General features: G+C 36.8%; 12 protein-coding genes. 3 read left to right on the forward strand and 9 right to left on the reverse strand.

Features of this window, described 5'->3' with window-relative positions; all coding sequences use genetic code 11:
• Window positions 1-97 precede the first annotated feature (97 nt).
• Genes mgtE through IGI87_RS10575 form a run of 4 tightly spaced genes read right to left on the reverse strand, consistent with a single transcriptional unit; the run spans window position 98 to window position 3,875 of the window.
• Window positions 98-1,459, reverse strand: coding sequence for a magnesium transporter (mgtE, locus tag IGI87_RS10560; protein WP_002362548.1), 1,362 nt, complete (start codon window positions 1,457-1,459; stop codon window positions 98-100).
• 30 nt (window positions 1,460-1,489) lie between these two features.
• The gene (locus IGI87_RS10565) at window positions 1,490-2,383 is read right to left on the reverse strand and encodes an RluA family pseudouridine synthase (RefSeq protein WP_104854891.1); all 894 of its coding nucleotides are present in this window, start codon (window positions 2,381-2,383) and stop codon (window positions 1,490-1,492) included.
• 7 nt (window positions 2,384-2,390) lie between these two features.
• Window positions 2,391-3,188 (reverse strand): NAD kinase, encoded by a 798-nt coding sequence (locus IGI87_RS10570; RefSeq protein WP_113794507.1) that lies wholly within the window; start codon window positions 3,186-3,188, stop codon window positions 2,391-2,393.
• Between the two features lie 12 nt (window positions 3,189-3,200).
• Entirely contained in the window at window positions 3,201-3,875 is a 675-nt protein-coding gene (locus tag IGI87_RS10575; RefSeq protein ID WP_280211001.1) for a GTP pyrophosphokinase, read from the reverse strand.
• 196 nt (window positions 3,876-4,071) lie between these two features.
• Here IGI87_RS10575 and IGI87_RS10580 point away from each other — a divergent pair, with 196 nt between their 5' ends.
• Window positions 4,072-4,650 carry a CYTH domain-containing protein gene (locus tag IGI87_RS10580; RefSeq protein ID WP_104854893.1) on the forward strand — a complete coding sequence of 193 codons (579 nt, stop codon included), beginning with the start codon at window positions 4,072-4,074 and terminating at the stop codon, window positions 4,648-4,650.
• Window positions 4,651-4,713: 63 nt separating this feature from the next.
• Window positions 4,714-5,373 carry a ClpXP adapter SpxH family protein gene (locus tag IGI87_RS10585; protein ID WP_438736980.1) on the forward strand — a complete coding sequence of 220 codons (660 nt, stop codon included), beginning with the start codon at window positions 4,714-4,716 and terminating at the stop codon, window positions 5,371-5,373.
• Between the two features lie 91 nt (window positions 5,374-5,464).
• Here IGI87_RS10585 and pepF read toward each other — a convergent pair whose 3' ends face one another.
• The 4 genes from pepF to spxA all read right to left on the reverse strand — a co-directional run bounded on the left by pepF (window position 5,465) and on the right by spxA (window position 9,995).
• Window positions 5,465-7,276 carry an oligoendopeptidase F gene (gene pepF / locus IGI87_RS10590; RefSeq protein ID WP_438736982.1) on the reverse strand — a complete coding sequence of 604 codons (1,812 nt, stop codon included), beginning with the start codon at window positions 7,274-7,276 and terminating at the stop codon, window positions 5,465-5,467.
• Between the two features lie 47 nt (window positions 7,277-7,323).
• Window positions 7,324-8,502, reverse strand: a complete 1,179-nt coding sequence (locus IGI87_RS10595) for a competence protein CoiA (protein WP_438736984.1) — start codon at window positions 8,500-8,502, stop codon at window positions 7,324-7,326.
• A gap of 89 nt (window positions 8,503-8,591) precedes the next feature.
• A complete protein-coding gene (locus IGI87_RS10600; protein WP_317094995.1) occupies window positions 8,592-9,254 on the reverse strand; it encodes an adaptor protein MecA in 663 nt (220 codons plus the stop codon).
• Window positions 9,255-9,596: 342 nt separating this feature from the next.
• Entirely contained in the window at window positions 9,597-9,995 is a 399-nt protein-coding gene (spxA, locus tag IGI87_RS10605; RefSeq protein WP_002356477.1) for a transcriptional regulator SpxA, read from the reverse strand.
• 359 nt (window positions 9,996-10,354) lie between these two features.
• Here spxA and trpS point away from each other — a divergent pair, with 359 nt between their 5' ends.
• Entirely contained in the window at window positions 10,355-11,365 is a 1,011-nt protein-coding gene (gene trpS / locus IGI87_RS10610; protein ID WP_438736986.1) for a tryptophan--tRNA ligase, read from the forward strand.
• A 44-nt stretch (window positions 11,366-11,409) separates the two neighbouring features.
• Here trpS and IGI87_RS10615 read toward each other — a convergent pair whose 3' ends face one another.
• Complete coding sequence (locus IGI87_RS10615) at window positions 11,410-13,125, reverse strand: ABC transporter ATP-binding protein (RefSeq protein ID WP_104855329.1); 1,716 nt, start codon at window positions 13,123-13,125, stop codon at window positions 11,410-11,412.
• Window positions 13,126-13,242 lie beyond the last annotated feature (117 nt).

Below are 13,242 nucleotides of genomic sequence, written 5' to 3' on the forward strand. Positions count from 1 at the left end.
GAGGTAGCCGTCGCAACGACGGCTGCCTCACTTTTTTAATTTTAAGCAAACCAACGAATCCTTTTACCTCGGTCTCATGATAAATAAGTGCAATTTTTTAAACAAAATAACGCATAAACATGCTTGCAATATTGAAATAAATTAATACACTGGTTAAATCACTTAACGTAGTAATAAACGGGCCACTGGCAACTGCGGGATCAAACCCTAATTTGTCCATTAACATCGGAATTAAACTCCCTGCTAAATTCGCTACAGTAATTGCACAGAGCATTGCCATGCCAATCACAAATCCAAGCGGAAGATTATGTTGCCACACGCCAACCACAATCATAATGGTTAAACCTGTCACAGCCCCCGTCACTAATCCTGTGAGCACTTCACTTAAGATTAAGCGACCAAAATTACTATCCTTTTCATCTTTCATAGCCAAACGGCGTACCGCGACCGCCAATGATTGTGTCCCGGCATTGCCGGCTGTCCCGGTAATTAAAGAAATAAAAACGGCTAAAATACTCGCTTCGCTAACTAAAGACTCATAATTACTGATTAACGAGGCCGTAGACATCCCTAAAAACAGCAGCGTAATCAACCAAGGTAATCGTTTAGAAGCAGCTTTTAAAGGGTTCTCACTAACTTCCTCAACGTCGACCCCGGCTAAACCAGAGTAATCGCTAGCGGCCTCATCATCGATGACATCAATAATATCATCAACTGTTACAATCCCTAACAAATGATCATCATAATCTGTAACGGGCACAGCCAAGAAGTCATAGTCACGAATTGTTTGCGCGACATCTTCTTGGTCATCGCCAACATGAACTGAAATGACCCGTTCATTCAAAATATCAGCAATCAGAGTATCATCATCATTAACAATTAAATCCCGCAACGAAATAACGCCGACTAAATGATTTTCTTGGTCGACTACGTAAACATAATAGATTGTTTCCGCCATGTCCGCTTGATTCTTTAAGACGTACATCGCAGAACGCACTGTTTGATTCGCCACAATCGAAACAAATTCGGTGGTCATAATCGCCCCAGCAGTTTCATCTTCGTAATGAAGTAACTCTTTAATTTCGCCTGCTTCTTCACTACTTAACAAACTAAGATATTTCGCCTTTTGACTTTTATCTAACATATTTAGTAAATCCACCGCATTATCGGTATACATCTCAGCTAACATATCTGCTGCATAACTTGGGCGCATTTCAGCTAAATAATCTTTCATATTCTCATTATCTTCTTCGATAACATCAAACATATCCGCTAGTTCTTTCGGAGATAGGTAATTGTATAAATGTTGTCGGTCTTTTTCATCTAACGATTGGTAAAATTGTCCTTGTTCATAAATGTGTAACGCTAAAAATAGCTCACGAAATTCGTTCATTTGTTGATTTTTTAGCGTTTCTAAAAGAAGGGCAAATTGCTCTTCCATTTCTTGGCCTTCATTCATCTTACACTTTCCCCTCCTGCCTCTTTATTATTATAACGTATCATCTACACTTTTCATATCCTCCGCTAGTGGGGAAATCAGATGAACCGTTTCTTTGGTAAAAGGATGAGTAAAAATTAGTTCCATACAATGCAACGCTTGCCGCTCAATTCCTTGATCCATCTCTCCATGATACATCTCATCCCCTAACAATGAACAGCCAATTGCTTCAAAATGTACCCGAATTTGGTGTGTTCGTCCTGTATGGAGCTGAATGCGCACAGCTGCTGCTTGGGCACCTCTTTTTGCGAGCCAATATTCTGTACTAGCAAATTGACCCGTTTCGATAACTTGGCGTTTTAATAAAGAGGACAAGTCGCGCCCGATTGGCTTTTCAATCAATTGATGCTCGTTTAACTGCTCAATCGCTCCACCAACAAGGGCATAATAAATTTTTGTTACCTTTTTTTCTCGTAATTCTTGATCAATTAAAGCATGGGCAAAGCCGTGTTTCGCAAATAACATCAGCCCAGAAGTATCTCGATCTAAACGAGTCACGACATGAATGACTTGATTAACATAATTTCGTCGCTTGTAATACCCCTTGACACGATTCGCCATCGTTCCTGAAGGATGATACTGAGCAGGTATCGAGGCAATGCCAGCAGGCTTATTAACTACTAAAAAATGATCATCTTCAAACACAATTTCAATCGGTTCATCATCTGTTAATAACGTCTCATGTTCCGCTTCATCTGGAATCGTCATTTTAATGACATCGCCAGTTTGTAAAGGATAGATGGCATTTTGAACGGTCCCATTCACTTGGATTTTACCACCCTGAAATTTCACCTTCGCTAATAACCCTTTTGAAACGCCTTGTTCCTTTAAAAAATATTTCACTTGTTGTGTTGTTTCTTTGTCATATATCCATTGAAATTCCATCGTTTAATTAATCCTCACCAATAAAGGCATCTTTCACTCGATGCCAGAAATGCATGTGCCGATAAGAGGCAAAATGAATCCGTTCATCTGCAATTCGATAGCAGACAGAAGCGATATTTTCTTGATAAATATCTAATTGGTCCACCGTGACAAAATAATCATCACTTTCCTGTAATTTAATCTCCAGCCACTCCGTATGGGCGATTACAATCGGTGAACCCAATGTTCGAAAGACACGATTGTTTAAGGAGGCGATTTCTGTTAGCTGAAACGCATTAATGCTGGGATGTAAAACAGCTCCACCAATACTTTTATTATACGCAGTAGAGCCAGTGGGGGTCGAAATCGACAACCCATCACCACGAAATCGTTCAAACAGTTCGTCTTTAATAAACACATCGCCCACCATCGTCCGGTTTCCTCGTTTAATTGTCGATTCATTTAATGCTAAAAAATGTTTATCTGGTTTCCCATCTCTAAACCGAATCCGCACATCTAATAATGGATAACTCGTACTTTTTTCACGATGAATACACAAACTCTCAACTAGTTCTTTTAATTCATAATCACGCCAATCTGTATAGAAACCCAAGTGTCCGGTATGTACACCTAAGAAACTTACTTCGTTTAACAGATGATTAAATCGATGAAAAGCGGAAAGAAGCGTACCATCTCCGCCGACTGAAATCACAAGTTCAGGTTGACGATTGTCTATTTGAATATGGTTTTGCTCTAATAGTTTTGTCAGTTGTTTTGTAACTTGTTTCGATTTTTCTTCCGAGTTATGAACAATCGCCACTTTCATAAGCTGACTCCTTTACTGATTTTCTGGTGTTTCGTTTTTAATTTGCTTATAGTATTCGTTTTCTAGCAACCCACGGCCATGAGAGAAGTAATGTTGTGCTTCTTGAATTTCTTCACGAATGGATGACATTTCTTCATCTAATAAATATGCTGCCTCTGCCGCTCGCTGAAGACGTTCTTTCATTTCTTCTGGAAAGACACCTTGATATTTATAATTCAAAGAATGTTCAATCGTTGCCCAAAAATTCATAGAGAGTGTCCGAATTTGGATTTCGGCCAAAATAATCTTTTCCCCAGTGACTAGTTGCACAGGATATTCCACCACCACATGGTACGAACGATAGCCACTTTCTTTTTTATTTTCAATGTAGTCCCGTTCTTCCACAATTTTTAAGTCTTTACGATTTCTTAAAAGTGCGACTACCTGGTAAATGTCTTCCACAAATTGACACATAATCCGCAAACCAGCAATATCTTGCATTTCTTCTTCAATCCGATTTAAAGGAATATGACGAATAGCCGTCTTTGTCAAAATACTATCTACTGGTTTCACACGTCCCGTAACGAATTCAATTGGTATGTGTTTATCTTGCTCCCGAAATTGTTTACGAATACCTCGTAGTTTTACTTTTAATTCGCTGACCGCCTGTTCATATGGCGCTAAAAACAGCTCCCACTTTCGTTCCATGGTAGATCCCTCAATTTCCTTGAATTTCATTCACTGATTATTTTACCACAGTCCTCCCTAAAATAGGGTGTTATTCGCTATTTGATTTCCAAACACCTTTCATTAGAAATTTTTTTCACAGAGAAGACCACTTTTCTTGACGGAAACCTATATAATATGTGAAAATTGGAGTGATTTAAGAAAGAGAGAGAACCCCATGAGTGAGCACTTAGAAATTGAATTTAAAACATTAGTTAGTCCACAAGATTTCAAACGATTAATCGACCATTTTGCTATTCAAAAAACGGACTTTTTTACGCAAACAAATCATTATTTTGATACGGACGATTTTCAATTAAAAGCACAACGAATGGGCTTAAGAATTCGCGTATTAGCAGATCGTGGTGAGTTAACCTTAAAAGTTCCTGCGCCAGAAGGATTATTAGAAATCAACGACCCTTTATCGCTTGAGACGGCGAACCACTTTATCAAAATGAATCAACTCCCTACTGAGGGGGCTGTGGCGAAGAAATTACAAGAATTAGGTATTGAAATCGCCTCAATCCATTTAATTGGTTCATTAAAAACAGCACGTGCAGAAAAACAAATTCCTCAAGGATTACTTGCGCTAGACGAAAGTTGGTATAACCAACAGCACGATTTTGAATTAGAGTTAGAAGTTACTGAAGCTGAAAGCGGCAAGCAAGCGTTTCAAACATTAATGGCTGATTTGAACATTCCCATTACGCTTGCACCTAACAAGATTCAACGCATGATGCGGACCACTGCCCCTTAGTATTCGAAGCACTGACGTTCTGGCACCTGTATTTGAAAAAGCATGGCATTGGAGGAAGTATGAATGGTTGAAATTTATTTGTTCGTCAATCCTTTAGGCGGCGTCTGTTTAGAAATTGAAAAAGAAATTATACAATTGTCTGTTAACGACAAGAAGAAAATACAATTGCGCTTTATCCCTTTATTAAACATGAAAACGATCAATGAATTTTTAAGTCGTCAACATATTCCGATTAATGACATTAAACGACGGAATCGAATTTTTGAAGATTTATACTCAGCCGCTCTTGACTATAAAGCAGCACAGTTACAAGGCCGAAAAAAAGGTCGACAATTGTTGATTGGCTTACAAAAAGCAGTAGCTGAAGACGGTTTAGCCTACTCTCCTGAGTTATCAGAAGAACTACTTCTAGCGGCCGGCGGGGACATTGATATGTATCGTAAAGACCGACAATCAGATTTTGTCAAAGAATCTTTCCAAACCGATCAAAAAGTTGCTCGAGAAATGGGGATTAAACAACACCCTACCGCAGTCGTTTACAACTATACTTGTGAGAATGATTTCGGCATTTTAGTCGAAAATTTTGAAAACATGGATGAAATTAAACAACTGTGTCGTGTCCATCCGCATAACGAATCGTTGCTGGACCAAGGTGACGCAACCTTCGAATTTAAACGTCGCTCCAATTATCATTTTCCAAATGGACATTTACATTTATTATAAAAAAGAGACTACGACAAAAGTAGTTGATTGATTATCTTAAGATTTAAAAAGTGGGCTATAAGTCATTTCGACTTATAGCCCACTTTTTTGTCTATAATTTTTCAACCAAAGCTTCTAATTCTGTTAAACGTTCTTCAAAAACTTTCATTGCATCTTCGATATACGCGGCTTGTGTCATATCCACGCCCGCTTTTTTCATCACTTCAATTGGGAAGTCACTACTTCCTGCTTTCAAGTAGTTAAGGTAGTTCTCTAAAGCTCCCTCTTCTCCAGCTAAAATATGTTTAGACAATGCCGAAGCGGCTGAGAAGCCAGTTGCATATTGATAAACATAGTAATTGTAATAAAAATGAGGAATTCTCGCCCATTCGTAACTAATTTCTTCATCTCTAACTACTTCTGGTCCATAGTATTTAGCATTAAGCTCGCCATAATACTCACTCAAATATTCACTTGTTAATGGCGTGCCTTTAGCATCTTCCGTGTGAATAAAATGTTCAAATTCCGCAAATTGTGTTTGACGGAAAATGGTTCCCTTAAAGCCGTCTAAATAGTGATTTAAGACATACGCACGTACTTTAGGATCTGTTTCTGTTTGTAATAAATATTCTGTTAAAATATTTTCATTTGTTGTTGAAGCAATTTCAGCTAAGAAAATTGAATAGTCACCATAAACATACGGCTGATTATTTCTTGTATAGTAACTATGAACACTATGGCCCATCTCGTGGACTAATGTAAATAGTTGATCCAAACTATCATGCCAATTCATTAAAATATATGGGGCTGTATCATAAGCTCCTGAAGAATATGCGCCACTTCGTTTTCCTTGATTTTCAATCACATCAATCCAACGACTTGAAAAAGCTTCTTTAACAATAGATAAATAGTCTTCACCCAATGGTTTTAAAGCCTCAATTGCTTTTTCTTTTGCTTCTTCATAGCTGTAACGAATTGGTGCTTCACCTAGCAAAGGTGCATACAAGTCGTACATGTGTAATTCTTCTACGTTTAATAATCTTTTTCTTAATTTTACATAGCGATGCAGCAAAGGTAAATGTTTATTTACTACCGCTACTAATGTTTCGTGAACACTTTCAGGGATATGATTACTTGCTAAAGATGCTGCCCGAGCAGAATCATAATTTCTAATTTTTGCTTTATAATTATGTGTTTTAATATGGGCACCCAAAGTTGAGGCTAATGTATTTCTAAATTGTTTGTATACTTTGTACAACCCTTTAAATGCTGCTTCACGAACAGATGGATCGACACTTTCCATTAACTGACCATAAACACCATGAGAAAGTTGAATCGTTTCTCCTTCAGCATTTTGCACAGTTGGAAATTCTAAGTCTGCATTATTTAAAATTGAAAAAGTATTACTTGAGGCCTCAAAAATTTCACTAGCTCCCGCAAGTAAAGCTTCTTGTTCCATTGATAAAACATGGGGACGTTCATCTAAAATATTTTGAATATAGTGACGATAAACAGCTAATTTTGGCTGCTCTTCAAAATATCCCCAGATTTGTTCATCACTTAATGTTAAGAGCTCTGGATCAAACCAAGAAACAGCTTCACTGACTTGTGCATATAAAGAACTAGCTCTTGCATATAAAGCTTGGTAAGCTGTATTTGTAGTGTCTTGATCATTTTTTAAATGAGAATAGACATATAATGTTTCCACTTTTCGATAGACATCTAAAACATATTCTAATGCAGCTAAAAAGGCTTCTGCGCCATTCCCTAATGTATCTTTAAATGACTCTGCTTGATTTAGCTCCTCTGTCAACTGTTCATAAGCAACATCAAAAGCAGCATCATCTTTAAAAATTTTGGTTAAATCCCAAGTCAATGAAGTTGGAACTTCATCACGTGTCGGTAATTGTTTAATTTCACTCATAGTTTACTCTCCTTTAAGAAACGTTTTACTCATTATACTATCATAATTTAACACGTGTGACTAAAAAAATGTTGTTTTTTCACTTTTTTTAGCCAATGAATGAGCTTTTCAGGATCTTCTCTTAGGAAAATACTAGTTATTAGGTACTTATTGTTTACTTTAATTAACACATGACATTCTTGTAACCATCTCAATAAGTTATTTCCCACGATTTTAAAAAGCTTTTCTAAGCCAATATTCGGCAGTGGTTGCCAAACAAAGTTCCCTTCTTCCCAAAAAATAGCTTCCAAGATACGCCACAGTTCCTGTTTTGTCACTAAATGTCCTTCTTCGATTTTTAGTGCTTCCCAAACAAGCATTTTTAAATGAATATCTTCTTCAGAAGAAGGTAATAGCTTTAATCCAGGGTAGTAAAACCAAGGAGGTAACTGGAGAAGGTGACAACCTTTCATATATAAAAAGCTTTGTGTTCTAAGCAACTGAGCATTTCTGTAACCAAGTTGTTGAGTTAATTTTTGATAATAATCATGTATCAATTGCCCAGTGTGACGTCTATTTGGCAGTAAATTTAAATTAGCGATTGGCAGTTGGAAGATTTCTAGTAATTTTTTTTCGTAAAAATCCCATGATTGTTTTCTTCTATAAAATTGTTGACATTGACTCTCTTCAATATGACAAAGTAATTCTATTCGTTCTTGCTTCTTATCGGCCGTCCATAAATAAAATCCCAAGGACTCCGAAAAATAAAGGAATTGTTTCGTTAATTGCGTGAGTTTGTCTTTAGGCACTAAACGTTCACCTAAAATCCAAACAACTTGATAGCCATGAGCTTGATAAGTCTCCGTCCGTTCCACCAAACGTTTAATTGGCAATGGGCTACATTGAATTTCAATGGCTATCTTGCCAATGAGTAAATCTGGGCGTTGCTTCAAGGTGGGTAAATATGCTTCAACTTGAAAGGACAGCTTTTCGCGTAAACACTTTTCCGCAAAAAGCTGCTTCAAGCGGAGGTGTTCTTCTGTTTCAGCTTCTGCTTCGTACCAACAACTATTTCTTTTCCGATGAGCAAAATGGGGTATTTTAATGGGGCCTGCCTTCAAAATTACCGATTGATAACACATTGGGCACACAAAAGCTTGTTCGCTTCGTATCTGTGTTAATTCATCAATCGAGCAATCGATTAAAGAAAATAATTCTTGGTTGTCTGCCGTTAAAGCTGTTAACATGATTTTCACCTCTCATAAATAAACTACGCAAAGTTTATTTATTTTCATCGAAAAAAAAAGCAAAAACCCGAAAGTTTTTGCTTTTTTACTTAATCATTAAAGTAATACCGTGTTAATTCCAGCGCACTGCGTTCCATAATACAAGTGCCATATTCGACTAAAGTATCCTGAGTGACAGTTGTTTTATGAGCAAACTCTAAAATCTGCGCGATTTCATTGTCAACATTTGTTTTCTCTAATTCATCGGTTAAGAACAAAACTTGTAAGTAATAACGATTGTTGTACGTGTATAAGTTAGTCAAAACAGATTGCATGAAGACTTCTTTGGATAATTGGATCATCGCTTCAAAATTATCTAATTCAAAGATTACATTTCTGTTGGTTTCATCTGTGGCTTCCATCTCGTCAAGTTCATCGGCGGCTGCTTTGTCTGCTTCAATTTGTTTGCGAATCAATTCGCTAACATCTGCATTGACTTCGCTTAAGCCTTCTAAGGAAGACAATTCGTCCATAGCGACATTTTTACTAATAAACAGTTCTAAGCCATCATTTTTAGGCAAGACTTGGAAAGTGACTGCTTCACTACCTTGGAATTCATCTTCGACATCCACTTCTTCTAAAATACTATAAAAGAAATTTTCAACATCTTTGTGGTTTCCTAGTAAGTCAAGAAAAGTAATCCCTCTATCCGCCAGGTCTTCGTTGCCAATTAACACACGAATCGTATTTTCATTAATATGTTCCATTTCCATAGCGCTACACCTCTCTTTGCTTCAATCAGGAAACTTCTTACGTTCATTGTAGCGAAAACTACACAAAAGTAAAGTGGAAAGTCTGTAAATCCTCGAAAACTAGCGAGCGTTTTATAAACTTTGAACTTTTTTAACGATTGGTTTTTCGCTCCTTCTACCTCTTCATCTTAACGCAGTCTCTCCAAAAAAGATACTATTTTTCCTTGACCACGTTCTGCCAAATCAAATGAATACAAATTCTAAATATGTATTAAAAAGCCAGAGATAAAAATCCCTGGCCCTAAATTCATATGAATCGTTTTTTATTACAATTAACAAATAAAGAACAAAATTTTATATTTTTTATAAACCTGCCATTAATTGTGCTTGGCGCAATTCCAGTTGTCGAACATCTCTTGGTAAGAATCGACGAATTTCATCTTCGTTAAAACCGACTTGTAATCTTTTCTCGTCAATCATAATTGGCCGACGCAACAATCCAGGGTTTTCTTGAACCAACTCTAATAGGTCTTGAAGTGGAAGCTCGTCCAAATCCATATTTAATTTTTGGAAGACTTTAGAGCGAGTAGAGATAATCTCTTCTGTTCCATCTTCTGTCATGATTAAAATTGCTTTTAATTCCTCAATGTTTAAAGGTTCAGAAAAAATATTTCTTTCTTTAAAAGGAATTTCGTGCTCTTGCAACCAGGCTCTAGCCTTACGACATGACGTGCAACTCGGGGAAGTATAAAGTGTCAACATTGTGCATCACTCCTTTTCGCGAATCATCGCGTTTCTGAAACAGGGAACTTTACTGTTCCTCTATTTAAAACCAGTATACCTAATTTCTAATAAAAATACTAGGGGTTTTTAAACATTTTTTATTAACTTTGTTTATTTTTCCTTCATTACATCCGTGTAAAATTAGGGTTAATTTTTAATAAATTTTATGGATATTCGTTATGATTCTGTAAAAAAGTAATACAGTTTTCTATTTTTATGGATGCTGTTATAATTTACTTCTCTTGGTGACTTTTCAAGAAGTTCCCATGTATTTTTTGCTAATAAAATGTATAATAGAACTATTCACTATCTTAAGTCTAAAGTCAGGTGGTTATTTAATGAAAACAATTTTTTCTGGTATTCAGCCCAGTGGTACTCCGACAATCGGAAATTACATTGGTGCGATGAAACAATTTATCGAATTACAAAATGAATACAATTGTTATTTTTGTATTGTGGATGAGCATGCCATTACTGTTCCCCAAGAACCGCAAAAGCTACGCCAACAAATTCGTAGCTTAGCAGCTCTTTACCTAGCAGTTGGTTTAGACCCACAAAAAGCAACAATTTTCATACAGTCTGAAGTGAGTGCGCATGCAGAAGCTGGTTGGATCATTCAGTGCAATACTTCTATTGGTGAGTTAGAGCGAATGACACAATTTAAAGATAAATCGCAAAAAAATGGTCGTGCTGGCGTAAGTGCTGGTCTTTTAACATACCCTCCATTAATGGTTGGTGATATCGTGTTGTACAACGCTGACTTAGTGCCAGTCGGAGATGATCAAAAACAACATTTAGAACTAACACGTGATTTTGTGGAACGCTTCAACAAACGTTACGCTCAAAAAAAACAAGAAATTTTAACGATGCCTGAAGTAAAAATTGCTGAGCAAGGTAGTCGAATTATGAGCTTACAGGAACCAACGAAAAAGATGAGTAAATCCGATACAAATGTGAAGGGCTTTATTTCAATGCTTGATGAGCCAGCAGTGATTCGTAAAAAAATCCGCTCTGCTGTAACTGATTCAACTGGTGTAATTGAATATAATAAAGAAGAAAAGCCTGGCATTACTAACTTACTAAATATTTATTCTGCTGCAACAGGTCAAACTGTTGAGGAACTTGTTCAAGCTTACGAAGGCAAAGGCTATGGAGACTTCAAAGCAGATTTAGCAGAAGCAGTGGTTGCCTTATTAGAACCTATTCAAGTTCGCTACCAAGAGCTTCTAGCTTCAGAAGAATTAGATATGATTTTAGATGAGGGCGCAGAAAACGCTCGCCGTGTAGCCAACAAAACACTTCAACGAATGAAAAATGCTGTTGGTTTGGGAAGAAAAGTTCGGCGCTAACTAAACATAATAAAAACCCGCGAAGTTTTATTCGCGGGTTTTTATTATGTTCTAAATTGAGCATCGTACAGCCGACGATAGTGGCCTCTTTGCGCGTACAAAGTTTCATGTGTCCCATCTTCTAAAATTCCTTGGTCACTCACTACGATTATTCGATCAGCATGTTTAATCGTTGCCAGTCTGTGGGCAATAATTAATGTTGTTCGCCCATCAGCTAACGAGTTTAATGACTCTTGAATCACTTGCTCTGTTTCTGTATCTAATGCAGAAGTCGCTTCATCTAGAATTAAAATCGGCGGGTTCTTCAAGAACATTCGCGCAATTGCCACTCGCTGCTTTTGACCGCCCGACAATTTCACGCCACGTTCGCCAATAATTGTGTCCAAGCCATCTGGCATTAGCTGAATTACCTGTTCTAAATGTGCTAATTTCACCGCTTGTTGAATGTCCATTTCTGTAGCGTTTAAATTCCCATAAGCAATATTTTCTCGTAATGTTCCAGGAAATAAAAACACATCTTGTTGAACAATTCCAATCTGCTTACGTAATGAAGCCAAGGTCATTTGTTGGATATTTCTACCATCAATTGTAATTTCACCACTACTGACTTCATAAAAACGAGGCAACAGATTACACAAGGTCGTTTTTCCTGAACCACTTTGGCCAACGAAAGCAACGGTTTCGCCAGGTTGAATTTTTAGATTGATATGGTCTAAAACTTTTGTGCCATCTTCATAAGCAAATGAAACATCTTTATAGGCAATCGTTCCTTCTAAATGCGAAACAGCTACAGCTCCTGGCAAATCTTTGATGGACGGTTGTTTGTCCATTTCTTCCGTAAAACGTTTAAAGCCAGCGAATCCTTTGGGATAGCTTTCAATCATATTGTTGACTTTTTCAATCGGCCGAATAAAAATATTGGCTAATAAAATAAATCCTACAAACTGTCCTTCTGTAATTTCTCCTTTAATTGTATAATACGCGCCAAAAATTAATGAAAATAAATTTATCAGACGAATTAATAAGTAATTATAGGCGGAACTGACACCCATAACCTTATAAAAATATAATTTCGATTTTCGATACATTTGATTTAAATAATTAAACTGTTTTCGTTCAAATGGTTCATTTGCAAAAGATTGCGTGACACGAATCCCACTTACTGACGCTTCAATCCCAGCATTAAATTCTCCTAAATTATCGTAAATATCCGTATTCGCTTTTGTCATTTTTTTATTAAAATAGCCTAGCGCAATCGTGATAAATGGCAATAAAATAAACGTAGCGATGGCTAATTTCACGTGAATGGTTAACATTAATAAAAAAGAACCTGCTAACGTCATAATCGTAATAAAAACGTCTTCTGGTCCATGATGTGCCACTTCCGAAATTTCAAAAAGATCAGTAGTCAGACGACTCATTAATTTCCCTGTTTTTTGATTATCATAATACTCAAACGGTTGTGTTTGAAGATGTTGATATAATTCTTCACGCATATCTGTTTCAATATTCACGCCTAACATATGACCAAAATAAACCACAATAAATTGTAAAAACGTATTGATTATATAAAATGCAAATAAGCCCGCACTAGCTAATGCAATGAGGCGAAAGTCTCCTTTTGGCATAATCTTATCAATTACTTGGTTGACTGCTACTGGAAAAGCCAACTCTAACAGCCCTGCAAAAACAGCACACCCAAAATCCAAAATAAACAATCGACGATAAGGCCGATAATACCCAAAAAAACGCTTTAACATAACTCCTTAACTCTCCCCCTTCATTCTCATTCATTATACGGAAAAAGACTGTCTCATGCAAAATTCTAACTTCTATCAGAACGCGTGTTATTTAAGTAACTTTGACTCAAAATCATT

Source organism: Enterococcus sp. DIV1444a (assembly GCF_051712125.1).
GTDB classification, from domain to species: Bacteria; Bacillota; Bacilli; order Lactobacillales; family Enterococcaceae; genus Enterococcus; species Enterococcus faecalis.